The organism is Brevundimonas sp. GW821-FHT10E09 (assembly GCF_058809375.1).
This window is the reverse complement of sequence record NZ_JBXASO010000018.1, coordinates 1-24,493: the sequence shown is the minus strand read 5'-3', so window position 1 is coordinate 24,493 and position 24,493 is coordinate 1. Positions and strand designations below refer to the sequence as shown.

The window sequence follows — 24,493 nt, the reverse complement described above, 5'->3', positions numbered from 1 at the left end:
CTGTTCCGAAGGAAGATTTCATGCTCCCCCGTTTCAAACCGGCGGCCAGGGCGACCCTGCTAGCGCTCGCCGCCGTCGGCCTGTCAGGCGTCGCGGCGGCCCAGGCCGAGCCCCTGACGTTCGAGGCCGCCTTGGCGCGCGCAGCCAAGGACGCGCCTGATCTGCGCGCCAGCGCCCTGGGCGTCGACGCGGCCCGGGCGGCCGTGGTCGCGGCCGGGCGGCTGCCCGATCCCAGTCTCAAATTCGGACTGGACGGCTTTCCCGTGACCGGTCCCATGGCCGGCCGGTTCAACGAAGACGACTTCACCGCCCTACGGGTCGGCGTCGAGCAGGAGTTGCCCAGCCGGGCGCGCCGTCGCGCCGAACGCCGCCTGGCCGAGGCCGCCATCGGCGTTGCAGTCGCCGACGACGCCTCGGCGCTGCGCGAGGTGCGGATCGCGGCGGGCCTGGCCTGGATCGATCTCTACTATTCAGACCGCAAGCTGGCCGCTGTGGACGACGTCCTGGCCACGCTTCAGCCGCTTTGGGAGGCTGCGCCGTCCGGGGTGGCGTCGGGCGCGGATCGTCCAGCCATGGCCCTGGCGCCGATCCAGTTGAAGGCGGCGCTGGACGATCGGCGCAGCCGTCTGATCGCCGAGAGAGAGGTCGCGCGCGCTGTGTTGACCCGATGGACCGGCGATCCCGCCCCGACCACGGACGGCGCGCCGCCATTGGATGCGCCGGATCCGTCAGCCTTGCGCATGGGCCTTGAGGTCCTGCCCATGCTCAAGGCCTACGAGGCCGAAGATCGACGGGCCCAGGCCGAGCTCGACCTGGCCAGGGCCGGACGGCGTCCGGACTGGTCGGTCGAGGCCAGCTATCAGCGGCGCGACCCGGCGTTCGGCGACATGGTTTCGGTGGGCGCCAGCGTGCGCCTGCCGCTGTTTCAGGGGCAGCGTCAGGAACCCTTGATCGCCGCGCGGTCCGCCGACGCGCGCAGGGTCGGCGCCCAGCGTGAGGCGGCGCGTCGCCAGTTGGAGGCGGACCTACGGCGCGATCTGGCCCAACACGCCACGGACCACGATCAGTGGACCCGGGCGCGCGACGTCGTCCTGCCGGCGGTCGTGCGGCAGTCCGATCTGGAGACCGCCGCCTATGCCGCCGGTCGGATCGGGCTCGCCGAAATCGTCCAGGCCTTCACCGCCGTGGCCAACGCCCGGCTGGATGCGCTGGACAAGGAGGCGGCGCTGAGGCGTCACGCCGCCGAAATCACTCTGACCTATGGGAGCGACCGATGAGCGGGTTCAGCTATAATCGTCTCGGCGTCGCCCTGGGCGCTCTGGTGCTGGTGGGGATCGGCGTCGGGACCGGCGTGGTGATCGGTCAGCGATCCGACGGCGCCGGCGCCCCCGCCGCTGACGGGGCAGGAGGCCGCAAACCGCTCTACTACTATGATCCGATGTATCCCGACCGGAAGTTCGACAAGCCGGGCCCGTCGCCTTTCATGGACATGCCCCTGGTGGCCAAATACGCCGACGAGGGCGGCGGGGCGGGCGCGGCGTCCGGCGGCCTGCGCATCGATCCGGCCCTGACCCAGAATCTGGGGGTCCGGTACGCGACGGCGCGCATGGGAACCCTGGGCGGCGACCTGAACGCCACGGCCGTGATCGACTATAATCAGCGCGACGTGGCGATCGTGCAGTCCCGGGCCGACGGCTTCGTGCAGCGGGTCTATGACCGCGCGCCCGGCGATGTCGTCGCCGCGGGCGCGCCCCTGGTCGACCTCCTGGTCCCCAGCTGGGGCGGAGCCCAGACGGAGTATCTGGCGGTGCGCCGGACCGGCGACGCCCGGCTGATCCAGGCCGCGCGCCAAAGGTTGGTGCTGATGGGCATGTCCGACAGCCTAATCGCCTCGGTCGAACGAAGCGGACGGCCGCACAGCACGATCACCATCACCAGCCCCATCGCCGGGGCGATCCGCACGCTGGCGGTCCGGTCGGGCATGAGCGTGCCGCAAGGCGCCGCCCTGGCCGAGATCAGCGGCCTGTCGACCGTCTGGCTCAACGCCGCCATCCCCGAGGCCCTGGCCGGACAACTGCGGGTCGGACAGTCCGTGGAGGCGACTCTTTCGGCCTTCCCGTCCGAACGCTTCACCGGCCGCCTGACCGCCCTGTTGCCGGAGGTGTCGGGCGACAGCCGCACCCTCACGGGCCGCATCGAGATGGCGAACCGGGGCGGGCGTCTGCGGCCGGGCATGTTCGGCCGGATCGTTTTCGGCGGGGCGACGACGCCGGCGCTGCTGGTTCCGTCCGAGGCGGTCATCCGTACGGGACAGCGCGACATCGTCATGCTGGCCTTGCCTGAGGGGCGCTATCAGCCGGCTCTGGTCCGCGTCGGGCGAGAGAGCGGCGGCCAGACGGAAATCCTGGCGGGTCTGGGCGCCGGAGAGCGGGTCATCGCTTCCGGTCAGTTTCTGATTGATTCCGAGGCCAGCCTGTCGGGCGTCGAGGCGCGGCCCATCGACGGGGCTGCGCCCCCTGCCGCACTCGCGCCCAAGCCGACAGCGAAGATGGAGCCGGGCCGATGATCGCCCAGATCATCCGAGCCTCGGTCAAGGGGCGGGTCTTCGTCCTGATGGCGGCGCTCGCCCTGCTGGTCGCGGGGCTCTGGGCGGTCAGGAACACCTCGGTCGATGCTCTTCCGGACCTGTCGGACGTCCAGGTCATCATCCGCACCAGCTACCCCGGCCAGGCCCCGCAGATCGTCGAGAACCAGGTCACCTATCCCCTGGCGACCACCATGCTGTCGGTGCCGGGCGCCAAGACCGTGCGCGGCTATTCCTTCTTCGGCGACAGCTATGTCTATGTCCTGTTCGAGGACGGAACCGACCTCTATTGGGCCCGCTCGCGGGTGCTGGAATACCTCAGCCAGGTCCAGTCCAGACTCCCCGACAGCGCCCGGCCGGCGCTGGGGCCGGACGCCACCGGCGTCGGCTGGATCTATCAATACGCCCTGGTCGACCGGACCGGGCGTCACGACCTGGCGCAGCTTCGCAGCCTGCAGGACTGGTTTCTGCGCTACGAGCTCAAGACCGTGCCGGGGGTGGCCGAGGTCGCGGCCATCGGCGGCATGGTGCGGCAGTACCAGATCGTTCTGGACCCGATCAAACTGGCTGCTTACGGCGTCATGCACCAACAGGCGGTCGAGGCCGTCCAGCGCGCCAACGGCGAAACAGGCGGCTCGGTGCTGGAGCTGGCCGAGGCCGAATACATGGTCCGGGCCAACGGCTATCTGACCGATCTGGACGACTTCCGCGCCATACCAATCCGCACTGCGGCCGGGGGCGCGCCCGTGACCCTGGGCGACGTGGCGACCATCCAGATCGGCCCGGAGATGCGGCGCAGCATCGCCGAACTGAACGGCGAGGGGGAGGTAGCCGGTGGGGTGGTGGTGCTGCGCTCGGGCGAGAACGCGCGGGCGACCATCAAGGCCGTGCGCGACAAGCTCCAGATCCTGAAGGCGGGCCTGCCGCCGGGCGTGGAAGTGGTCGCCACCTACGACCGTTCGCAACTGATCGACCGCGCCGTCTCTAATCTCAGCCGCAAGCTGATCGAGGAGTTCATCATCGTCGCGCTCGTCTGCGGCCTGTTCCTGTGGCACGCGCGTTCAGCCCTCGTCGCCATCCTGACCCTGCCGCTGGGGGTGCTGGCGGCCCTTCTGCTGATGCACGCCCAGGGGGTGAACGCCAACATCATGTCGCTGGGCGGGATCGCCATCGCCATCGGGGCCATGGTCGATGGGGCGATCGTCATGATCGAGAACGCCCACAAGCATATCGAACGATGGGAGCAGGATCATCCTGGCGAGAAGCTGGCCGGAGAGGCGCGCTGGACCGTCATTACCGAGGCGGCGGCCGAGGTCGGCCCGGCGCTGTTCCTCAGCCTCGTGATCATCACCCTGTCCTTCGTGCCGGTCTTCACGCTTCAGGCGCAGGAGGGGCGGCTGTTCGCGCCGCTCGCCTTCACCAAGAGCTACGCCATGGCGGCAGCGGCCATCCTGTCGATCACTCTGGTTCCCGTGCTGATGGGCTATCTGATCCGGGGACGAATACCCGCCGAGCAGAGCAATCCCATCAATCGCGGACTGACGCGCGCCTATCGTCATCCGCTGGACTGGGTTCTGAAACGGCCTAGGACCACCCTGGCCATCGCGGTCCTGGCCTTCGCCACCACCGCCTGGCCCTTGAGCCAGCTGGGCGGGGAGTTCCTGCCGCCTATGGACGAGGGCGACCTGCTCTACATGCCAACGGCCCTGCCGGGGCTGTCGGTCGCCAAGGCCGCCGAACTGCTGCAGCAGACGGACCGGATGATCCGTTCCGTGCCCGAGGTCGCGACCGTGTTCGGCAAGGCGGGGCGAGCCGAGACCGCGACCGACGCCGCGCCGCTGGAAATGTTCGAAACCACGATCCAGTTCAAGCCGCGCGACCAGTGGCGGCCCGGCATGACGCCGGAAAAACTTGTCGAGGAGTTGGATCGCGTCGTGCGCGCGCCGGGCCTGGCCAATCTTTGGGTGTCTCCGATCCGCAACCGCACCGACATGCTGGCGACCGGGATCAAGAGCCCGGTCGGGGTCAAGGTCTCCGGGGCCGACCTTGCCGAGATCGACCGCATCGGCGGCGAGGTGGCGAAGGTCGCCAAAACCGTGCCGGGCGTCACCTCGGCCCTGGCCGAGCGACTGACCGGGGGGCGCTATGTCGATATCGACATCGACCGGCAGGCGGCGGGCCGATACGGGCTGAACATCGCCGATGTCCAGTCGATCGTATCTAGCGCCATCGGCGGCGAGACGATCGGCCAGACGGTCGAAGGCCTGGCCCGCTATCCGATCAATGTGCGCTATCCGCGCGAACTGCGCGACAGCCTCGAGGACCTGAGGGCGCTTCCGATCCTGACGCCGTCAGGCCAGCAGATCACCCTGGGCACGGTCGCGAAGCTGGAGATCGCCGACGGCCCGCCCATGCTGAAGTCCGAGAACGGCCGCCCCTCGACCTGGGTCTATGTCGATGTGCGGGGGCGCGATCTGGCGTCCGTCGTCGCCGATCTGAAAAGGGCCGTGGCCAGGGACGTGCGTTTGAGCCAGGGCGTCGTCATTGCCTATTCGGGGCAGTACGAATATCTGGAGCGGGCGGCGAACCGGCTCAAGATCGTGGCGCCGGTCACGCTCGTGATCATCTTCATTCTGCTGTATCTGACGTTCGGTCGTTTCGATGAGGCCTTGCTGATCATGGCCACCTTGCCCTTCGCCCTGACTGGCGGAATCTGGATGCTCTACCTGCTGGGTTATCACCAGTCGGTGGCGACCGGCGTCGGCTTCATCGCCCTGGCCGGCCTGTCGGCCGAGTTTGGCGTGGTGATGCTGATCTACCTCAAGCACGCGCTGAGGGATCGGGGGCCGAACCCCGATCGCGATCAGGTGGAGGCGGCGGTCCGGGAAGGCGCGCTGCTTCGGGTGCGGCCCAAGGCCATGACCGTCGCCGTCATCATCGCCGGCCTGCTGCCGATCCTGATCGGCCATGGCGCCGGATCGGAAATCATGAGCCGCATCGCCGCGCCCGTCATCGGCGGCATGCTGACGGCGCCCCTGCTGTCCATGCTGGTGATCCCGGCCGGCTATCTTCTGCTTCGTCGTCGAAAGACGCCAAAACCCGCGTCCAACCCTGGAGATTCCAAATGAAGCACGCCCTCATGCTCTCGGCCGGTCTGGTCATCGGTCTCGCCGCCTGTAGTCAGAAGACGGAGCCCGCGCCGGTCGAGGCGCCGGCCGCCGCTCCGGCGGCCGCCGGCGACATGGCCGCCACGCCCATGGCCCCGGCCGAAGCCGTCAAGTTAGGCGCCGGATCGGGCGTGATCACGAAGGTCGATGCGGCGACGGGCTCCGTCACCATCGACCATGGTCCGATCCCGGGCGTCGGCTGGCCCGCCATGACCATGAGCTTCAAGGCGGCTCCGGCCGTTGTCGCAAAGGCCAGGGTCGGCGAGCGTATCCAGTTCGATGTGACGGTGCGCGGTCGTGAAAGCGAAGTGACTGCGATCCGGCCCCAATAGGCCGGCCGTTCCGCAGGGCGCCGGCCGAACTCGACGCCCTATCCGGTCCTCGACCCGACATAGGCCTGGCCCCGCCGAACAACCGGCGGGGCCATTTTGCTTTTAGCGACGAACCGGGGTCGCGCCTTCGAAGGTCATGAAGGGGGCGGGGGCACCGCTGCCGAAGCGCATGACGTCGTAGCGTTCGGGGGCGTAGCCGGGGGCCTCCATGCCAGGCGAGCCGGTGGGCATGCCGCCCACGCCGATGCCGCGCGAGGCGCCCGGCGATTTCAGGAAGGCGTTGACGGCGGCGGCGGGGACGTGGCCCTCGATCACCTTGCCGTCGACGACCGCCGTGTGACAGGACCAGAGCGACTGCGGCACGCCGAGGCGGGTCTTCACCGGGGCCAGGTCGTCGGTGGGGACGACGCGGATGGCGTAGCCGGCCTTGCGCATATGCTCGACCCAGCCGCCGCAGCAGCCGCAGGAATCGCTCTTGTAGACGGTCATGTCCGAGGCCTGGGCCACGGTGGGCAGGCCGTTCAGCAGGAAGCCCGCGCCGCCGAGGATGGCGACACCGGCGGCGAGGGCGGAAAGCTTGAGCTTGTTCATGGTCAGACCGCCTCGGCCGGATAGCCGGCGGCGTCAAGCGCGGTCAGCAGGGCCTGGCGGTCAGCGCTGGTCGTCACCTCGACGCGGCGGGCTTCGATGTCGGTGGTGATCTGGGCCGAGGCGTCGACCGAGTGAATGGCCTTCTCGACGCTGGCGACGCAACCGCCGCAGCGGATCTTGGGGATGTTGAGAACCTGGAGATCGGTAACCCCGGGGGCATGGGCGGACATTGGCGAACCTTTCAACAATCGACGCCTGTGGTTCTAATCCTTCCCCACATGGGAAGGTCAACGGCTGGAACCTTGATTTTTTGTATTGGTTTGCTGGGGAGCTTCAGGTGCATGTGCGCCAGAAGATTCGGATTCTTAGAGGCAGGGAGACGCGCCGTGAACAAGGGTCAATACCGCTCATTCGGGATCGAACTCATTCTCGATTTCATCGTCATGTACCTCGTCATGTACACGATGATCGCCACGCTGGATCACTTCTATTTCAATCTCAACAACGTCTACATGACGCTCATGATGGTCATGCCCATGGCCATTCTCATGCTGTGGTTCATGAGGGCCATGTATCCGTCGCGAAAGCTGAACCTGGCGATCGTCGGCGGTGCGGCGGCGGTGTTTGTTGTGGCTTTCGTCGGCATGCGGACCCAGGCGGGCGTGGGCGACAAGGAGTTTCTTCGCTCCATGATTCCCCATCATTCCGGCGCGATCCTGATGTGCGAGCAGGCTTCGATCCGCGATCCGGAAATCCTCGCTCTGTGCGACCGGATCGTGCGGGCGCAGGACGACGAGATCGCTCAGATGCAGACGATTCTTGCGCGACTTGAGGCTGGCTGACTGCGACCTGGGTTCAAGACGTCCTCGAACGGTTCGTCCTAAAAGCCGCCAGCGGAGGCAGCGAGGCGACCTGGGGTCCCGGTCGCGGAAAGCGGGAGCGGCTGCACGCCTTGAATGCGATCGCGAGCTTTTGCTTGTGTGGCGACCTGTCGCAAGGGGAAACGGATGGCGGGTGCGTAGTACCCAGTGAAGCTCACCCCGAAATCGTCGGTGCAGCTCAATCAAGGAAGGATGATCCCCTCTATGTCGAGCATGGCTCTCGATCGCAGGTCCCTGTTGCGCGGCGCGGCCGCAGGCGGCGGGCTGCTTGGCCTTTCGGGCCTGATACCGGCCTGGGCCCAGACGGGTTCGCCGGGGCTGCGCGCCGATCTGCCGACGCTGACGGGGCCGAACATCGACCTGACCGTTGGGCATTCGAACTTCACCGTCGGCGGGCGCACCGGCCATGCCTTCACCGTCAACGGCCTGTTGCCCGCGCCCCTGCTGCGGATGCGCGAAGGGCAGAACGTGCGGCTGTCGGTGACCAATACCCTGGACGAGGACACCTCGATCCACTGGCACGGCCTGCTGCTGCCGTTCCAGATGGACGGCGTTCCGGGCGTCAGCTTCCCCGGCATCAAGCCGCGCGAGACCTTCGTCTATGAGTTCCCGCTGAAGCAGTCGGGCACCTATTGGTACCACAGCCATTCGGGCCTGCAGGAGGCCATGGGCCACTATGGTCCCATCGTCATCGACCCGGCGGGCGTCGATCCGGTCGGCTATGACCGCGAGCACGTCCTGGTCCTGTCGGACTGGAGCTTCCTGCATCCGCACGACATCCTGGCCAAGCTGAAGAAGAGCCCCGGCTACTTCAACATGCAGAAGACCACCCTGGCGGGTCTGCTGGACGGGTCGGACGGGATGGATCTGGCCGAGCGCCGGATGTGGGGCGGGATGCGGATGGACCCGCGCGACATCCTCGACGTCAACGGCACCACCTATACCTATCTGATCAACGGCCACGGGCCCGAGGAGAACTGGACCGGCCTGTTCCGGCCCGGCGAGCGGGTGCGGCTGCGCGTCATCAACGCCTCGGCCATGTCGATCTTCAACGTCCGCATTCCGGGGCTGGCCATGACCGTGGTTCAGGCCGACGGCGAGCACGTGCGCCCGGTCGAGACGGACGAGTTCCAGATTTCGGTCGCCGAGACCTATGACGTCATCGTCCGTCCGACCGAGGATCGGGCCTACACCATCGTGTCGGAAGCCATCGACCGTTCAGGCATGGGCCGCGCCACCCTGGCCCCGCGCCTGGGCATGACGGCCGAGGTTCCGCCGCTTCGCAAGGTGCCGAACCTGACCATGGCCGACATGGGCATGGGGGGCATGGATCACGGCTCAATGGCGGGCATGGATCATTCCGCGCACGGCGCAGCAGGGGCCGCCGCCGCCGCGCCGATGGACCATGGCGCCATGAGCATGCGCGACCCGAACAAGGCCCCCGCCGACATGGCGGTCGGCGTCGGGGTGGACGCCATCGCGCCGGCGCCCGCCAACCGTCTGGGCGAACGGCCGCAGGGTCTGCAGGACGTCGATCACCGGGTGCTGGTCTATACCGATCTGCGCGCGCTGGAGCCGAACAAGGACACGCGTCCGCCGTCGCGTTCGATGGAAATCCATCTGACCGGCAATATGGAACGGTTCATGTGGGGCTTTGACGGCCGCAAGTTCTCGGAGCTGGTCGAGCCGATCCGGTTCGAGCTGAACGAGCGGGTCCGCGTCACCCTGGTCAACGACACCATGATGGCCCACCCGATCCACCTGCACGGCCACTTCTTCCAGCTGGTCAACGGACAGGACGGGCATCAGCCGCTGAAGCATACGGTCAATGTGGCTCCGGGCTCGAAGGTGACCTTCGACCTGACCGCCGACGCGCCCGGCGACTGGGCCTTCCACTGCCACCTGCTGATGCACATGCACGCAGGGATGTTCAACGTCGTCACGGTTCGTCCGCTGGAAGGAGCCGCCCGATGAGCCGCGCCCTGTTCGCCGCCGTCGCGGTCCTGCCCTTGATGTTGGCCGCCGGTTCCGCCGTCGCCCAAACGCACGGAGGGCACGGCGCCCACGCCGCGCCCGCGCGCCCGCCGCAAGCTCGACCGAGGCCCGCGCCCAAGCCCAAGCCTCGTGCCGCCGCGCCTCAGCCCCGACGCGTCACGCCTCCGGCCCCGGCGCCCGCTGCCGACCCTCATGCGGGTCACGCCCTGAGCCCCGCTCCGGCGGCTGCGGTCGACCCGCACGCCGGGCACGACATGAGCGGTATGCAGACGGCTCCGGCCACGGCGCCCGCTGCGGACCCTCATGCGGGCCACACCATGAGCGCCGCTCCGGCGGCTGCAGCCGACCCGCACGCCGGTCATGATATGAGCAGTATGCAGATGGCTCCGGCCACGGCGCCTGCGGCCGACCCTCATGCCGGCCATGACATGAGCGCCATGCAGACGCCCGCAGCCGATCCCCACGCCGGGCACGACATGAGCGCCATGGCGGGCGGCGCGCCGAACATCCCCACCAGCGTGGACGCCGTCGGTGGCCGGATGGTCGAGACGCCGCCGCCCGCTGCGGCCCGCGCCGCGCCCGACCATGCGGCGGACCTGTTGTTCGATCCGGCCGTCATGGCGGAGTCGAGGAAGCAACTGCTGGTCGAGAACGGCGACGTGCGCACCACGGCGGTCCTGATCGACTCGATCGAGGCCAACTTCGGCGACGGCGAGGAGGGCTACAGTTGGAACGCCCAGGGCTGGACCGGCGGCGACATCAACCGCTTCTGGTGGAAGACCGAGGGCGAGGGCGCGTTCGACGGCAAGCTGCACGACGCCGAGGTTCAGGCTCTCTATAGCCGCGCGATCGCGCCCTTCTGGGACGTTCAGGCGGGCGTGCGTCAGGACTTCCGCCCCGACGGCGATGACACGACCCATCTGACGGTCGGCGTTCAGGGCGTCGCCCCCTACTGGTTCGAGATGAGCGCCGCCGCCTTCCTGTCGACCGAGGGCGACCTGACCGCCCGCGCCGAGGCCGAGTACGACCAGCGCCTGACCCAGAAATGGATCCTGCAGCCGGCGCTGGAACTGGAAATGTCTGCCAGCGACATTCCTGAGCTCGAGATTGGTTCGGGCCTGACCTCGGTCACGGCGGGCCTTCGCCTGCGCTACGAAATCCGCAAGGAGTTCGCGCCCTACGTCGGGGTCGAGTGGAGCCGCTCGTTCGGCGACACCGCCGACTACGCCAAGGCGCGCGGCGACGATGTGGACGCGACGCGCCTGGTCGTCGGGATCAAGGCCTGGTTCTGATTGCACCAAATGGTCGGCGACGGTTGCTGGACCGTCGCCGGTTCCTACTCTGGATCCAGCGTCCCAACTCTCGGCGGACCGCGATCCTGCACGGCAGTTGGTCAGGGGCGGGCGGTCGTCGCGGCGGCGTGGTCGACGGCCTCGACCCGAAGAACCACGCCGCTCCACGCCAAGGTCGGGCCTTCGATAACCTTGTCGGACGAAGCCTCGAAATCGACTTCCGCGAAAGCGTCGTTCATCCACACCAGGATTTCGCGCGCAAGGTGCGCGGGCAGGCTGAGGGTCGCCGCATCTTCCGTCATGGAAAGCCCCCGCTTGTCCGTTACGCCTACGTGAGGTTGCGGGCGATGAGGGTCTTCTAGCGAGGGTGGCGGCCTGCTGTCCAGATGAACAATGTTTGTCAAGCCGGGCGGTCGAGGAAGTCCGGACAGCAAGGCGCGGTCGCGCTCCCGCGAAGAAGGGCCCGCAGGGGCAGATCTAGAGGGCGAAGGCCTCGCCCTGTGGAGGGCCTTCCGTGGCGAAGCCGCAGAGCTCGACGGGGCCGCCAGATCGGTCTGGGCGCAGGTCGGGCTTCAGGGCGCCTTCGTCGCAGACCTTCGATCCCGAGGCTCGCCCGCACATGGAAGAGGTTCGACGAGACCCGGCGGCCTGCGGTTCCCGCCTCGCGGCAAAGGAGGAGGAAGGGCGGCCTGGGGCGCTCCAATCGGGAGCGTCAGAACGGAGGTCGTCATGTCGACCCGCCCTGCCGCCGTCTTTCATCGCCAGCCCGAACCCTTGCCCGAGGATGCGGATCAAGTCCTTCTGGCGTCGATCTTCGAGCGCGTTCTGCCCCCTGAGGCCGGCCGCGCCGCGGCCGCGGAAATGATCGCGTCCTTCCATGGTTTGGCCGGCGTCGCTGCGGCCGACGAGGCGGCGCTGCTTCGCGCGGGCCTCGACCGCGGCGGGGTCGCAGAACTGGTCCGAGTACGCGCCATGGCCTTGGCCATGATGCGCGCTCAGGCTTGCGACCGGCCGGTCCTTTCTTCCTGGACGGCCCTGACCGCCTATCTCAGGGCGGCGCTGGCCCATGCGCCGCGCGAACAGTTTCGCACTCTATACCTCGATAAGCGCAACATCATGATGCGCGAGGAGCACCGCGCGGAGGGCACGACTGATCATGCCCCGGTTTACGTCAGGGAGGTTGTGAGGAAGGCGCTCGAGTTGTCGGCCTCGGCCATGATCCTCGTCCACAATCACCCCTCAGGCGATCCCACGCCATCGCGTCCGGACATTGAGATGACACGGCGGATCATCGACGCCGCCAAGGTCTTCGACATCCAGGTCCACGACCATGTGATCGTCGGCCGGGAGGGGACCGCCAGCTTTCGCGCCCTCGGCCTGATGTGAGGCCGCCATGACCCTGCATGCGATTGTTCGGGCCGTTGGCGGCGACCTCTACCATGGCGGCGTGCGCGCCAATATTCCGGCGCCGGGCCACAGCCGGCGCGACCGGTCGATCTCGTTGTTGCTGAGCCAGGGGCGTCTTGTCGTCCATGGATTCGGCGGCGCGGATTGGCGTACGGCGCTTCGGATGCTGCGTGAGCAGGGGCTCATTGATGCCGACGGGCGCGTCGTCAGCGATGGCTGCGCCCCGGTCGCCGCGCCGGATCGGTCCTGTCGCGTCATGACCGCGCGCGATCTCTGGGAAGGATCAGGGCCGATCACGCAGGCGAGCCTGAGCCTGACCTATCTCAAAGGACGGGGGGTGTTGAGCCAACCTGGCGGGATCAGCGACCTGCGCCATCACGCCTGCGCGCCGATATCGGTCTACCGGAAGCAATCGACGACACGACCCGCGCTGGTGGCCGGCGTTCGGGCCCCTGGCGGGGACCTCACAGCTGTCGAGTTGACCTATCTCGATCCCAACGGGCGTCGCGCGGTCGGCCTGCGCCTGTCGCGCAAGACCGTCGGGCTTGTTCCCGCGGGCGCCGCCGTGCGTCTCGCATCGGCCGCATCCGAGATGCTGGTCGCCGAAGGTGTGATCACCGCCCTTTCGGCAATCGAACGCTTCAATCTACCCGGCTGGGCGCTGATGTCCGCCGGCAATCTCGCGGCCTGGACGCCGCCGGATGGGGTTCGCCAGGTTCTGATCGCCGCCGACCGGGGCGCTGTCGGCCAGGGCGCGGCTGAGCGTCTGCGCCGCCGCCTGTCGACGGGCGGGCTGGGTGTCCGCATCCGGCTGCCTGACCCGCCGTTTGGCGACTGGAACGAGGTGGCCGCCGATGCGGCGTCGCAAAAGGAGGAGCGAGTGGGCTGAGGGGCGCCGGAGCTGTGGGGATGGGCCCCGCCGCCCGGCAGGAGACGCTTCATGACCGACCTTGTTCCCGTCATCACCCCCGCTGTCGTCGTCGAGCGCGACGAACGCACCGTCCGTTTGGGCGACGTCGGTATCGCCCGCGAGAACCTCCGCTTCAACGAGCCGCCGGACGATGACATCCCGACACTCGCGGCCACGTTGAAGGCGGCGGGCCAACTCCAGCGCCTGACCGTCCGTCCGGGGCGCGGCAAGAAGGAAGAGGCCTGGATGGCGCTCGACGGCCGTCGTCGCCGGCTGGCCCTGGGACTTCTGCTTGACGCCGGCGACATCAATGAGGACTACCCCGTCACCGTCTGTGTCGAGACCGATCCCGCGCGCCAGGCGGCGGCCGTCCTGCTCACCAACATCGCTGTGCCGGTCCATGTGGCCGATATCATCGCCGCCATCGGCCGGATGCTGAAGTCGAAGCTGACGGTCTCCTCAATCGCCCGCGCCCTCGGCTACGCCGAAATCGACATCAAGCGGCTGGCGGCACTGGCCGGCCTGCCTTCGGCGGCCCTGGTCGCGCTCAAGGCCGGACGCATGACGTTGAAACAGGCGAAGCTGCTGACCCGCCTGCCGGATAAGGCCGAGCAGGCCGAACTCGCCGAGGCGGCCCTTGATGGTCATGGCTTCCAGGACTGGCGGATCACCGAACGTCTCGACGACAGCCGGGTCACGACCCGGGATCGGCGCTGCGCCCTGGTGGATCTAGCGACCTATGGCGAGGCCGGAGGACGGACCGAGGCCGATCTGTTTGGCGAACTGGCGCCGGTCCTGCTCGATCCGGACATCCTCACAGCGATCTGGATGAAGCGCGCGCGGGGCATCGCCGCCATCTTCGAGGCCGAAGGGATTGCGGTCCATGTCACCGTCGGTCCCGAGCCGGAGCTGCCTGGGGACCTGGAGGCGCTCGGCTATGTCTACGGCGGCCGATTGCCGTCGGAGGAGATGGCTCGATATCGCGCCCAGCGCGAGGTGTTCAACGAAAGGACGGAGGCGGCGCGCCTGGCCCTGGCCGAGACCACCGACCCTGAGGTCATAGACGCCGCGATCATCGCCATGATCCGCGCCAGGGTCGCCTCCGATCAGACGGGTTGTGGCGGACGCGTCGTGACGACGATGGTGATGTGGCCGGCGTCGGACGCCGGAGTCGATATTCGCTGTTACACGCCGGAGGAGGCTGAAATCGAGGAGGCGGATGAGCCCGCCCAAACCGATGCGGCGCCTCGCGTCGCGGCGCCGCCGGCCTATGTCCCGCCCGAGGTCGAGGCTCCCGAGCCTGACACCGAGGGCGTCAATCATGTCCTGCATGCCGTGCGGACCGATGTGGCGACACGGGGCTTGATCCGGGCCCTGGCTGACGATCCCGGTGCGTCGCTGACCGCCCTGATCGCGCGCCTGTTCAACACCCTGGTGCGGCGCACGTCCATCGCGCGCTCGGACTCGGCCCTGGCCATCCTCGCCACCGGCTTCAATCCGACCGGCGGCCGGGTGATCGAGGCTCTGGACGGGGAGGTGCGCCAGCGTCTCGATGATCGCAGAGCGGCCTGGCAGGCCTCAGGCGAGACCGTCATCGCCTGGGTTCACGCCCTGCCGCACGGAGAGAAGATGGGCCTGCTGGCCGAGCTGACAGCCATCAGCCTGGACGTCCGCGAGGAGCGAACCTTCCAGATACGCCGTAGCGCCCGCGCCGAGGCGGCCGAACTGGCCGCTTTGTGCAACGCGGACATCACCCTGCACTGGACGCCTGACGGGCCCTTCCTCCAGCCCCATTCCAAGGGGTTGCTGATGGGCATGCTCGAGATGATGGGATCCGAGGACGAGCGCGCCAGGACGCTGAAGAAGAGCGAATTGGTCGACTGGGTGGTGGAACAGGCCGCCGCCCGGACCTGGGCGCCCGCCAGCCTGTCGTGGATGGCGTCATCTGAGAACGACGAAGCCGACGACGGGGGTGAAGACCGGGTAGTCGATGACGCGGACCCGCCCGCCTTGGATGACGCCGATGATGATGGAACCGGGGTCTTTGCCGTCACCCCGGCTGGCGAAGCGGCCCTCGATCCCGCCGCGGCCTGATCATCTGCATGTCTGACACGCCGCTCCGGTTCTCGCCGGGGCGGCGTGTTGTTTGAGGGCCTCAAGGATCCAAAGGCGAGGGAAGGGCGAGGCGAGGCGAGCCTGGAGGACCGAGAGGGAGGCGCCCTCCGCTCCAGGCGTCGGAGCCTCGCCCATGTCCTCGACCCGCACCCTGTCCCTGTTCGGCGATCCATCCGCCTCGGCTGTCGCCGCCAATGTCCTCGCCGCCGCCCGGGCGCTGGCGACCCATCTGGCGCGATCCCGTTCTCTCGACCGGCGTCTGGTCGCCGCCGTCATGACCACCGCCTTCGGCGCGTCTGACGCCGACGGCGCCTGGGCCTGGCGCGACGCCTATGATGCGATCGAGGCGGCGACAGTGTTGCAGATCCGCAGGCTCGCGCCCCAGGTCGGACGTCTTGAGGACGCCCCCGCCGAGATCACCGCTCTTCTGGCGGCTGTTTCGGCGCTTGGTCTGACCCACACGCGGCGAAGCGAGGAACAGGTGGCGCTCGACCAGTACTCGACGCCGCCGCAACTGGCGGCGCTGGTCGTCCTGGCCGCCCAGGTCCGGCCCGGTGACCGTGTGCTGGAGCCTTCGGCCGGAACGGGTCTGCTCGCCGCGGTCGCCGAAGCCTGCGGCGGGGTGCTGGCGCTGAACGAGATCGCGCCGGGCCGTGCCGACCTGCTGGACGGCCTGTTCCCGGCGGCGGACCGGACGCGTCATGACGGACGCCATATTCACGACCTGTCCGTCGGTGCGGGCGCCTTCGACGTCGTCATCTCCAATCCGCCGTTTTCGAATCTTGCAGATCACCTTGGGGCGAGCCTGAAGGCGCTGGCGGACAATGGTCGTCTGGCCGCGATCGTTCCGCTGACCGCCTTGACCGATGGCTCCCTGCTTCATCCCCTCAGCGACGTCGGCGTGGTGGTGGGTCGGATCGCCTTACCGTCGGGCGCCTTCACCAAACATGGGACCTCTGTGGAGACCGGCCTGCTGGTCGTCGACCGAGTCCACGCCGGCGCAGACCCCGCGCCGCTTGTGAGCGCGGATGACCTGGAGGCAGCGGCCAAGACCATCGCGGCCTTGCCGTCCCGGGTCGGCGCAAAGCCTCGCGCGCGCCTGCAGGTGACTCTGGAGGCTCTGCTGGCGCCGCGTGAGCGGGGCCTGGCTCTGCCGTCCGGCCGCCTGGCCTTCCTCGCGGGCGCGACGCCCATGGCCTATGAGGTTCAGGCCTGGGGCGGGGAGGGGCGGGATGTCGGCCTTTACCAGGCCCATGCCCTGGCGCGCATCGTCCTGGCCGATCCCCGGCCGCATCCCTCGCCCCTGGTCGAATCCGGTCCCATGGCCTCGGTCGCACCGCCCGCGCCCACCTATCGACCCGTCTTGCCGCTCGCGGTGCGGAGCGCGGCGCGGATATCCGACGCCCAGGCCGAGACCGTCATCTACGCCGGAGAAGCCCATGCGGCTCGTCTGCCCGGATGGTGGCGCCTGGACGAGGCCCCGCATCAGATGACCCTCGTCGCTGAGGACTGCGAGGACGCTGTCCAGTTGCGGCGGGGCTTCTTCCTTGGCGACGGCACGGGGTGCGGCAAGGGCCGTCAGATCGCCGCCGTTATCGCCGACAATATGAGCCAGGGCCGGGTACGGGCCTTGTGGTTGTCCCGGAACGACGCCCTGCTGGAAGACGCCCGACGCGACTGGACCGCCATCGGCGGCGGCGCCCATGACATCGTGCCGCTTTCGAGCTGGAAACAGGGCGACGCCGTTCGTCTCGACCGCGGCGCCTTGTTCACGACCTACGCCACCCTGCGCCAGCCGACGCGGGGCGGTCGCCAATCCCGGCTGGATCAGATCGTCGCCTGGCTGGGCGCCGACTTTGACGGCGTCATCGCCTTCGACGAGGCCCACGCCATGGCCAATGCCGCCGGCGGCGGCAAGGGCGCGCGGGGCGCCAAGAAGGCGTCGATGCAGGGGATGGCGGGCCTGGCCCTGCAGAACCGGCTGCCCAATGCTCGTATCCTCTATGTCTCGGCGACCGGGGCCACCACCGCCGAGAACCTCGCCTATGCCGCCCGTCTGGGCCTATGGGGCGGGCCGGAGGCGCCCTTCATGTCCAGGGCGGACTTCCTGGAGGCCATGGACCGGGGCGGGGTGGCGGCCATGGAGCTGGTCGCGCGTGAGCTCAAGGCGCTGGGGCTCTATGTGGCGCGGAGCCTGTCGTTCGAGGGCGTGGAATATGAACCGCTCGTCCATCTGCTGACGCCCGACGACATCGCCATCTGGAATGCCTGGGCCGACGCCTTCCAACTCATCCACGCCAATCTCGCCGAGGCCCTGAAAGCCACCGGCCTTAATGACGAGGAGGGCAAGGCGAAGAGCGGTCAGGCCGCCTCGGCGGTCCACTCCGCTTTCGAGGGCGCCAAGTTGCGCTTCTTCGGCCATCTGCTGGCCGGGCTGAAGGCGCCCAGTCTGGTCGCCTCCATCCGGGATGATCTCGCCAATGACCGATCGTCCGTGGTCCAGATCGTCTCGACCAATGAGGCCGTGATGGAGCGCCGTCTGGCCTCCATCCCGCCCGAGGAGTGGAACAATCTCTCGATCGACCTGACCCCGCGCGAATATGTCCTCGACTATCTGCGCGAGGCCTTTCCGATCCACCTGATGGAAGCGATCGAGGGTGAGGATGGCGCGGTGGCCATGGTCCCCGTCATGAACGAGGGCCGGCCCGCCGTCAGCCAGGAGGCGCTGGCCCGGCGCGAGGCCCTGATTGAACAGATGGCCTGTCTGCCCGCCGTGCCCGGCGTGCTCGACGCCCTGCTGGAGGCCTTTGGCACGGACGCCGTCGCCGAGATCACCGGACGGTCGCGTCGGGTCGTCGTGCGCGACGGGCGTCGCGTGGTCGAGCGGCGCGGGGCCTCCGCCGCCCGCGCCGAGACCGACGCCTTCATGGGCGCCCGCAAGCGAGTACTCGTCTTCTCCGACGCCGGGGGAACCGGACGCAGCTATCACTCGGACCTGTCGGCGGCGAACCAGCAGCGTCGTGTCCACTATCTGGTCGAGCCCGGCTGGCGCGCCGACGCCGCCATCCAGGGCCTGGGGCGCAGCCATCGCACCCATCAAGCGTCGGCGCCGCTGTTCCGGCCCGTCACCACCGACATCCAGGGCGAGAAGCGGTTCACCTCCACCATCGCCCGGCGTCTGGACTCCCTGGGGGCCCTGACGCGGGGCGAGCGCCGGACGGCCGGAGCCGGCCTGTTCCGAGCCGAGGACAATCTGGAAAGCCCCTGGGCCCGTCGTGCGCTTCTCGTCTTCTACGGCGCGCTCGCCTTCGGGGAGTTGGCGTCGATGACGCTCGAGACCTTCATGGAAAAGACCGGGATGAAACTCCTCGACGCCGATGGTGGATTGAAGCCTTCTGATGATCTGCCGCCGATCCATACCTTCCTGAATCGTCTCCTCGCCCTGCGCATCTCTGACCAGAACGCCCTGTTCGAGGACTTCGATCGCATCCTCTCGGGCATTCTCGAGCGTGCCGCCGCCTCAGGCGACCTGGATCGGGGCCTGGAGGACATCGAGGCCGAGGAGCTCGAAGTTCTGGACCAGGAGGTCATCCGGACCGACGTTTCCACGGGCGCGGAGACCGCGCTGGTGACCTTCTCGCTCAAGGTCCGGCGCGAGATCCTGCTGTCTGATGACGCGCTGGCCTGGGCCGAGGATATCGCTCATCAACTCGTCATCAACGAGAAGTCCGGGCGGGCCGCGATCGCGGAACTTGGCCTGACAACCGCCACAGACCAGGACCGGCTGGTCGCCGCCGTGCGCCTGGTCAGGCCGGATCATCGCCAGACGATGCCCGAGAAGACATTCGAGGAGTCGGCATGGAAGCCGGCGACGAGCGCCGACTGGCGTCCGGTATGGGACGCAGAGGTCGCGGGAACAGATCCGTGGCGGACGCGTGAACTCACCCTGGCGACGGGGCTGTTGTTGCCGATCTGGGGCCGGCTGCCGAACCGAGGTTGCTCTGTCCGCAGGGTGCGCGCCCCGGATGGACGTCGCTGGCTTGGCCGGGTGCTGGATGCCGTCCAGGCCCAGGCGCTGAAAGCCACGCTTGGCCTGACGGAGATTGGCGACGCCTGGGCCGACGGCGCCAAGACCGCCGCAACCCTTCTGGATCGCAGCATCCAGCTCTCGCTGGGGGGCGGGCTCTGGCTCAGGCGGGCGCGTGTGATGGACCGCTGGCGGATCGAGGTGGTGGGCGGGCGGACCGATCGCGACGCTCTGGTGGCGCTCGGGTGCTTCGTCGAGATCATCGCCTTTACGCCCCGGGTGTTCGTGCCAGTTGACCAGCCCAGGGTGGTGGAGGCCGTGCTGCGTCGCCATCCGGTGCAGACCGTCCTCGACGGGGCGGCCGCTTGAGGCAGGCCGGACGGGCGAAGGCCCGTCCGGTCAGGAGGAGGTCGGGAGGAAGGGAGGCCTCGGGTGAAGCGTGATGAGGGAGATCGGCTCCCAGCGCTTCGGATCAACAGGAGACTGATATGCAGAACATGGTGTTCACCGGCCGGCTCGCGGCGGACCCTCAGATCAGTCCGGACTTCGCCAAGGCGGTGTTCCGGTTGCTCGAGAAGCGCGGCGTGGACGCGGGCGGCAAGGACCGCATCGTCGGGGTCAACTGCGTCAGCTGGGCCAAGGGCCTCAATGAGAAGATTATCGCCCGCGCCCTGGCCAAGGGCTGCGAGGCCCTGGTCGTCGGCGCGTTTATCGACACCGCCTACACGGCCAAAGACGGGACCGAGCGCGCGGCCAAGGAACTGGTGGTGAACCGGCTGACCGTCCTCGACTGGGCCGCCGACAAGGCCGCGAACCCCGCCGAGGCCGAGGCGGACACGTCCGCGGAAACCGCCGAACCGGCGCGTCCACGCAAAGGCCGCAGCGCGGCCGCCTGAAGCTTCAAATCCTCATTTCAAGGAGACTGATCATGCAGACCCTCGTCATCGAAGGCTATCTGGCCGCTGACCCTTCCATCCTCTCGGCCCAGGGATCGGGCCGCAAGCGCGCGAGCTTTCGCGTCCTCGAGACCACCCGCTATCGGCGCGCCGATGGCGAGCAGGGGGAGCGGACGACCGGCTTCAACTGCGTCTGCTTCAACGAGGCGACGGCGGAGAACTACATCGCCCCCTATGCCCGCAAGGGCAGCCGCGTCGTCCTCCAGGGCCATGTCGAGAACGACAGCTGGACCGGAAAGGACGGCGTCGAACACTTCGACCTGCGGGTGGTGGTGGACGATATGCGGTTGAAGAACCGGCGGGATCCGGCCGCCAACCGTGAGCCGCCCGCCGGCGACGCCGGCCGGGATGCGGCGACCGGCTATGATCTGAACGACGACATCCCCTTCTGATCGCAGCCGCATTGGAAGACGGAGGGCATGGCCCGGCGCAGACGCGCCGGGCCATTGTCGCACTGGTCCCGGAAAGAGGGAGGAAGGGCGGTCGGGGGTGAGCCGAACGGGCTCGCTGACCATGAGCATCCCTATGACCGTCACCATCTGGACCGAGGAACGTATTCTTCGCCTGACCGCCTTGTGGCTGGAAGGCCGGACCGCCGCCGCTATCGCGCGCGAACTCGGCCGCGGCGTCTCGCGCTGCGCTGTCCTGGGCAAGGTCTACCGCCTGGGTCTGGCCCGCGGCCCGGAGGCCCGACGCGTGCGCCCTGCGGCGCCGCCCCGGACGAAGCGGCGGCGGGAGGTGGTCGTCGCCCCGCGACCGGCGGGACGTCCGTCCGGGCCGCAGAAGGTCAGGGCGACGGTCGCGCCCTCGAAGGCGATGATCGTGGCGCCGTCCAGCCCGACGGCGACCATCCTGTCGGTTGGCTTCGGCCAGTGCCGCTGGCCGTACGGCTGCTCCGGCGAGGCGGGGTTCGGCCTGTGCGGGCGTTCGGTCGCGCGCGGCGCCTTCTGCGCGGCCCATGCCGAGGTCGGCTATCAGAAGCGGTCCTGTACGGCCGAAAGCCTGCTGAGAATGGTCGTCGACTGAGACCTGCCGCAGCCCGCAATGCGACGGCCGATGAGGTGAAGGCGACGACGGCGTGGCCGTCGTCGCGGCGCAGGGCGGCCGCACACCCTCCGTGGTTATCGGCGCGACGGCGCCGAAAGGCGTCCTCGTCCGAAGCGGGACGAGGACATGCCCCCACACAACGACTTCCCATCCTGACACGTCACCCCGACCGTCAACGGCTTCGCCGTTTCCCTCCGCGGCCCGCAAGAGCGGACCGCTGCGGTGACTGCCGGGGACCCCGACGTGGCCAGGGATGGGGTCGTTGCGCATGGGGCGCTTCGGTATCTCAGAACTGGAATGATGCGATGCACAGCTCGAACCCCGCCTTCGTCACGGCCTTGGCGCCGAGATCAGACTCCGCCTTCGACGACCAGACCACAGCACTTGGCGATCAGCGTCCGCAACCCGCCGAGGAAGCCCTGGTCCAGCTCGGGCGAGCGCTCATGACCGAACTGCTGGACGTGATCGCGGACACGGCGCTGGAGGACTTCCAGACCCTGCTTGGCGAAGCCCTGATCGGCGCCTTCCACTCAGCCGCGGGGCGGATCGAACGGGACGCCGATCGGGCGCGCGATACGATGCGCCGGCTCGATCGCGACTTCGACGGATCGGAGGCGGCGGACGTCGAACTGCAGGAGGCGACCGCCAAGGCACGCGCCGGCGACGAGGCGACGCAGGCGGCGGAGAGGATCAGGGATGCGGCTTCCGACACCTGGACGGTTTCCACCGGCGAGGTCTGGACGGCCTGGCGGGGCAGCCGCCGGGGAAGCTTCCTGACGGCGGCGCAGCTGGAGGCCAAGCAGGCCATCCGGGCGGTTCGCGAGCGGAGGGCGGGAGACGCTTGCCACCGGGGGGCGGTCGTGGCCTTCCGGGGCGCGCCGTTGGCGGATGCGGCGGAGGATGCGGCGCGCATCTTCGACGCGCTCAACTGGGCACTGGCGGAATGGCCGGACATGGCGCTCGCGACGACCGGGGCGAGAGGCGCGGAGAAGCTGGCGATCCGATGGGCCCAGCAGAAGGGAGTGACGCTCATCCTCGCCCGGGCCGACTTCGACGCCCACGGCAAGGCCGCTCCCTTCAGAGCCAACGACGACCTGATCGCGCTCGAGCCGACCTGCTGCCTTACGCTCGCACGGTCCCTTGACGAGGCGCGGTCGGCGGACGGACGACCGTTCGGGCCTGCGCTCAACCTCGGGCAGAAGGCGATGGAGCAGGGCGTCCGGCATCTAGCGGTTCGGTTGCGAGCGCACTGAAGGGCGACCATCGCATGGGCTTTCGATCTGACCCGCTCGGCTTCGGCCGGGCGGGTTTTTTCGTGTCGTCCGGAGAGCTTGGAGGGCGGGTGGGCTCGGTGAAGGGGGCGTCGTGCGTCCTTTGCGGAGGTTTGATCAGGTGCGGGAGATGTTGACGGCGATGTCCGGAAATCTGCGAAAAGGGGGTTAGGGCAAGATAAAAGGCGGTGTTGGGGCGGCCTTCTTTTCGCTATTCTTTCGGTAGGTTAGTCGATGGATGTCGGGTTCTGGATGACTTGCGGAGAGTTGTCGGGTTCGGGCGGGTCGGCGTCGGTTACGGGAGATGCGACATGCTCATCGGCGAGGCGATCGAAGACCGGCTGTCATCGGGCGCATGGCGAGACCGCGAGAGCGTCGAGGTCCGCCTTCCCCTGTCCCTGAAGACCGATCGGGTGCCGGTCCGTACCGGCATGTTCCAGCGGCTGGCGGCGTCACGACAGTTCGCCCTGGGGGATCGTTCAGGCGTGCTCAGGGCGGCGCAGGGACGGTCTGGCAGGGCCTTCCGCATGGACGTCCGGCAGCGGGTCATCGTGAAGGCCCTGGTGTCGCGGCACGTCGGAAAGGCCGCGGCGCGGGCGGGGGCGTTGGCGGCGCATGTCGCCTATCTTGGCCGATCGGGGGCGGGCGTCGACGGGGCGCGGCCGGACTTCTTCGACCGGGTGGATGACAGCGTGGAGACGTCGCTCGAGACCCGGAGCTGGGGCGGAGATCGCCATCATTTCCGCTTCATCATCTCGCCGGAGCACGGCGACCGGATCGCCGATTTGAGGGGCTATGTGCGGGAGGTGATGGCGCGGGTTTCGGCGGACCTGGGCGAACCGGAACTGCGCTGGGTCGCGACCTGCCACTACGACACCGACCAGCCGCACGCCCATGTCCTGGTGAGGGGGCGGCGTGCGGATGGACGGGACCTGGTCATTCCCCGTGACTACATGGGCTACGGCTTCCGGGCGCGGGCCCAGGAGGTCGCGCAGGAACGGTTGGGTGACCTGTCCCGCGTCGAGGCTGAACGGCGAATTTGGAAGGAGACTGAAGCGGATCGCTTCACGGGTTTCGACCGACGCTTGCTGGCGGCGGCGGATGCGAGCGGGACGGTCGACGACGGGGTGGGCGTCAACGATGCCTGGGCGGCGCTGACCCGGGGGCGGCTCCGGCATCTGGAAGGGCTGGGCCTCGCCGTGCGGACGGGTCGGCGATACCGGCTCGATCCGGAGATGGAGATGAAGCTTCGGACGCTTCAGGCGCGCCGAGACATCATAAGGACGATGAACCAGCGTCGATTGGAGGGGGCGCGGGAGGTGCGACCGCTGGGAGCCGAGCGGGTGAGGGGCGTGGTGGTGAAGACGGGGTTCCATGATGAGGCGGGGGCGGCGCCATTCGTGGTGGTGCGGGATACCCACGGGGTTGAGCATTATGGACGGTTGAAGGTCGGGGCCCGGTCATTAGCAGTTGGGGAGGCGGCGATACTGACGCCGGGCCCTCAGGGTTTGGCAATGGCGGTCGCCGTAAAGGGGCGGCATCTGGAATTGTGAAGGCGTGGCTGAATCTAGCGGATTTCGGCCCCTTCTGACTGAGGCTGTGTAAAAACGTCTTGGTATGGAGCGAATTAGCTTAGCCTTCTGAGGTCAGCAGGAGGTGGGTATGAGCCGCTTCGTTCAGGGTGCAGATCGCCGGCAGCAGACGCTGCTTCCCGAGTGTCTTGATGACTATGTGGCCGAGGATAATCCGGTCCGGGTGGTCGATGTCTTCGTCGACGAGCTGGATCTGAAGGGGCTGGGGTTTGAGGGGATGACGCCCGCAGCGACGGGACGGCCCGCTTACCATCTGTGGACGCCCCCTTCAGCGCAAGAGTGATTTTCGGGAATTTCTGACACGTAGTCGGATGCTGCCATCTGTC

At 68.4% G+C, this 24,493-nt stretch carries 19 protein-coding genes and 1 pseudogene; 17 read left to right on the top strand and 3 right to left on the bottom strand.

Features of this window, described 5'->3' with window-relative positions; translation table 11 throughout:
- Nucleotides 1-20 precede the first annotated feature (20 nt).
- From AC1RSI_RS14955 to AC1RSI_RS14940, 4 genes are read left to right on the top strand one after another with little or no spacing between them, the layout of a single operon-like run.
- Complete coding sequence (locus tag AC1RSI_RS14955) at nt 21-1,277, top strand: TolC family protein (RefSeq protein WP_291752929.1); 1,257 nt, start codon at nt 21-23, stop codon at nt 1,275-1,277.
- Nucleotides 1,274-2,566 carry an efflux RND transporter periplasmic adaptor subunit gene (locus AC1RSI_RS14950; protein ID WP_184270757.1) on the top strand — a complete coding sequence of 431 codons (1,293 nt, stop codon included), beginning with the start codon at nt 1,274-1,276 and terminating at the stop codon, nt 2,564-2,566. Before AC1RSI_RS14955 ends, AC1RSI_RS14950 begins: the two co-directional genes overlap by 4 nt.
- Nucleotides 2,563-5,712: an efflux RND transporter permease subunit gene (locus AC1RSI_RS14945; protein ID WP_447941551.1), complete on the top strand. Its 3,150-nt coding sequence runs from the start codon at nt 2,563-2,565 to the stop codon at nt 5,710-5,712. The genes AC1RSI_RS14950 and AC1RSI_RS14945 overlap by 4 nt, the downstream gene beginning before the upstream one ends.
- A complete protein-coding gene (locus AC1RSI_RS14940) occupies nt 5,709-6,083 on the top strand; it encodes a copper-binding protein (RefSeq protein ID WP_447941550.1) in 375 nt (124 codons plus the stop codon). Before AC1RSI_RS14945 ends, AC1RSI_RS14940 begins: the two co-directional genes overlap by 4 nt.
- Nucleotides 6,084-6,185: 102 nt before the next feature.
- Here AC1RSI_RS14940 and AC1RSI_RS14935 read toward each other — a convergent pair whose 3' ends face one another.
- Complete coding sequence (locus tag AC1RSI_RS14935; RefSeq protein WP_447941549.1) at nt 6,186-6,674, bottom strand: DUF411 domain-containing protein; 489 nt, start codon at nt 6,672-6,674, stop codon at nt 6,186-6,188.
- A gap of 2 nt (nt 6,675-6,676) precedes the next feature.
- Nucleotides 6,677-6,904 carry a heavy-metal-associated domain-containing protein gene (locus AC1RSI_RS14930; RefSeq protein ID WP_291754934.1) on the bottom strand — a complete coding sequence of 76 codons (228 nt, stop codon included), beginning with the start codon at nt 6,902-6,904 and terminating at the stop codon, nt 6,677-6,679.
- 156 nt (nt 6,905-7,060) lie between these two features.
- Here AC1RSI_RS14930 and AC1RSI_RS14925 point away from each other — a divergent pair, with 156 nt between their 5' ends.
- From AC1RSI_RS14925 to AC1RSI_RS14915, 3 genes are all read left to right on the top strand, one after another.
- Entirely contained in the window at nt 7,061-7,516 is a 456-nt protein-coding gene (locus tag AC1RSI_RS14925) for a DUF305 domain-containing protein (protein ID WP_184270742.1), read from the top strand.
- Between the two features lie 243 nt (nt 7,517-7,759).
- Nucleotides 7,760-9,529 (top strand): copper resistance system multicopper oxidase, encoded by a 1,770-nt coding sequence (locus AC1RSI_RS14920; protein ID WP_447941548.1) that lies wholly within the window; start codon nt 7,760-7,762, stop codon nt 9,527-9,529.
- Nucleotides 9,526-10,842, top strand: coding sequence for a copper resistance protein B (locus tag AC1RSI_RS14915; RefSeq protein ID WP_447941547.1), 1,317 nt, complete (start codon nt 9,526-9,528; stop codon nt 10,840-10,842). Before AC1RSI_RS14920 ends, AC1RSI_RS14915 begins: the two co-directional genes overlap by 4 nt.
- Before the next feature lie 101 nt (nt 10,843-10,943).
- Here the strand turns inward: AC1RSI_RS14915 and AC1RSI_RS14910 are convergent, their stop codons facing one another.
- Complete coding sequence (locus tag AC1RSI_RS14910; RefSeq protein ID WP_447941546.1) at nt 10,944-11,144, bottom strand: hypothetical protein; 201 nt, start codon at nt 11,142-11,144, stop codon at nt 10,944-10,946.
- 427 nt (nt 11,145-11,571) lie between these two features.
- On the opposite strand from AC1RSI_RS14910, the gene AC1RSI_RS14905 reads away from it, so the two are divergent.
- The 10 genes and pseudogenes from AC1RSI_RS14905 to AC1RSI_RS14860 form a co-directional block, all read left to right on the top strand.
- Nucleotides 11,572-12,228 carry a JAB domain-containing protein gene (locus AC1RSI_RS14905; protein WP_291752333.1) on the top strand — a complete coding sequence of 219 codons (657 nt, stop codon included), beginning with the start codon at nt 11,572-11,574 and terminating at the stop codon, nt 12,226-12,228.
- 7 nt (nt 12,229-12,235) lie between these two features.
- Nucleotides 12,236-13,138, top strand: coding sequence for a toprim domain-containing protein (locus AC1RSI_RS14900; protein WP_291752336.1), 903 nt, complete (start codon nt 12,236-12,238; stop codon nt 13,136-13,138).
- A 51-nt stretch (nt 13,139-13,189) separates the two neighbouring features.
- Nucleotides 13,190-15,253 carry a ParB N-terminal domain-containing protein gene (locus AC1RSI_RS14895; protein WP_291752338.1) on the top strand — a complete coding sequence of 688 codons (2,064 nt, stop codon included), beginning with the start codon at nt 13,190-13,192 and terminating at the stop codon, nt 15,251-15,253.
- A gap of 154 nt (nt 15,254-15,407) precedes the next feature.
- Nucleotides 15,408-19,670 (top strand): strawberry notch-like NTP hydrolase domain-containing protein, encoded by a 4,263-nt coding sequence (locus AC1RSI_RS14890; RefSeq protein ID WP_447941545.1) that lies wholly within the window; start codon nt 15,408-15,410, stop codon nt 19,668-19,670.
- A gap of 119 nt (nt 19,671-19,789) precedes the next feature.
- A complete protein-coding gene (locus AC1RSI_RS14885) occupies nt 19,790-20,197 on the top strand; it encodes a single-stranded DNA-binding protein (RefSeq protein WP_291753043.1) in 408 nt (135 codons plus the stop codon).
- Between the two features lie 32 nt (nt 20,198-20,229).
- Complete coding sequence (locus AC1RSI_RS14880) at nt 20,230-20,649, top strand: single-stranded DNA-binding protein (protein WP_291753045.1); 420 nt, start codon at nt 20,230-20,232, stop codon at nt 20,647-20,649.
- A 133-nt stretch (nt 20,650-20,782) separates the two neighbouring features.
- On the top strand, nt 20,783-21,283 hold the full coding sequence (locus AC1RSI_RS14875) for a GcrA family cell cycle regulator (protein WP_291753047.1): 501 nt from the start codon (nt 20,783-20,785) through the stop codon (nt 21,281-21,283).
- 326 nt (nt 21,284-21,609) lie between these two features.
- Nucleotides 21,610-22,557, top strand: a complete 948-nt coding sequence (locus AC1RSI_RS14870) for a DUF2493 domain-containing protein (RefSeq protein WP_291753048.1) — start codon at nt 21,610-21,612, stop codon at nt 22,555-22,557.
- 329 nt (nt 22,558-22,886) lie between these two features.
- Nucleotides 22,887-24,128 carry a DUF3363 domain-containing protein gene (locus AC1RSI_RS14865; protein ID WP_447941544.1) on the top strand — a complete coding sequence of 414 codons (1,242 nt, stop codon included), beginning with the start codon at nt 22,887-22,889 and terminating at the stop codon, nt 24,126-24,128.
- Between the two features lie 109 nt (nt 24,129-24,237).
- Nucleotides 24,238-24,420, top strand: a pseudogene (locus tag AC1RSI_RS14860) (IS5/IS1182 family transposase); the annotation flags it as partial.
- Between the last annotated feature and the right edge of the window lie 73 nt (nt 24,421-24,493).

Coding starts and splice junctions, on each gene's coding strand:
- AC1RSI_RS14955 (WP_291752929.1), top strand. CDS start 21: ATGCTCCCCCGTTTCAAACCGGCGGCCAGGGCGACCCTGCTAGCGCTC.
- AC1RSI_RS14950 (WP_184270757.1), top strand. CDS start 1,274: ATGAGCGGGTTCAGCTATAATCGTCTCGGCGTCGCCCTGGGCGCTCTG.
- AC1RSI_RS14945 (WP_447941551.1), top strand. CDS start 2,563: ATGATCGCCCAGATCATCCGAGCCTCGGTCAAGGGGCGGGTCTTCGTC.
- AC1RSI_RS14940 (WP_447941550.1), top strand. CDS start 5,709: ATGAAGCACGCCCTCATGCTCTCGGCCGGTCTGGTCATCGGTCTCGCC.
- AC1RSI_RS14935 (WP_447941549.1), bottom strand. CDS start 6,674: ATGAACAAGCTCAAGCTTTCCGCCCTCGCCGCCGGTGTCGCCATCCTC.
- AC1RSI_RS14930 (WP_291754934.1), bottom strand. CDS start 6,904: ATGTCCGCCCATGCCCCCGGGGTTACCGATCTCCAGGTTCTCAACATC.
- AC1RSI_RS14920 (WP_447941548.1), top strand. CDS start 7,760: ATGTCGAGCATGGCTCTCGATCGCAGGTCCCTGTTGCGCGGCGCGGCC.
- AC1RSI_RS14915 (WP_447941547.1), top strand. CDS start 9,526: ATGAGCCGCGCCCTGTTCGCCGCCGTCGCGGTCCTGCCCTTGATGTTG.
- AC1RSI_RS14910 (WP_447941546.1), bottom strand. CDS start 11,144: ATGACGGAAGATGCGGCGACCCTCAGCCTGCCCGCGCACCTTGCGCGC.
- AC1RSI_RS14905 (WP_291752333.1), top strand. CDS start 11,572: ATGTCGACCCGCCCTGCCGCCGTCTTTCATCGCCAGCCCGAACCCTTG.
- AC1RSI_RS14900 (WP_291752336.1), top strand. CDS start 12,236: ATGACCCTGCATGCGATTGTTCGGGCCGTTGGCGGCGACCTCTACCAT.
- AC1RSI_RS14895 (WP_291752338.1), top strand. CDS start 13,190: ATGACCGACCTTGTTCCCGTCATCACCCCCGCTGTCGTCGTCGAGCGC.
- AC1RSI_RS14890 (WP_447941545.1), top strand. CDS start 15,408: ATGTCCTCGACCCGCACCCTGTCCCTGTTCGGCGATCCATCCGCCTCG.
- AC1RSI_RS14885 (WP_291753043.1), top strand. CDS start 19,790: ATGCAGAACATGGTGTTCACCGGCCGGCTCGCGGCGGACCCTCAGATC.
- AC1RSI_RS14880 (WP_291753045.1), top strand. CDS start 20,230: ATGCAGACCCTCGTCATCGAAGGCTATCTGGCCGCTGACCCTTCCATC.
- AC1RSI_RS14875 (WP_291753047.1), top strand. CDS start 20,783: ATGACCGTCACCATCTGGACCGAGGAACGTATTCTTCGCCTGACCGCC.
- AC1RSI_RS14870 (WP_291753048.1), top strand. CDS start 21,610: ATGCACAGCTCGAACCCCGCCTTCGTCACGGCCTTGGCGCCGAGATCA.
- AC1RSI_RS14865 (WP_447941544.1), top strand. CDS start 22,887: ATGCTCATCGGCGAGGCGATCGAAGACCGGCTGTCATCGGGCGCATGG.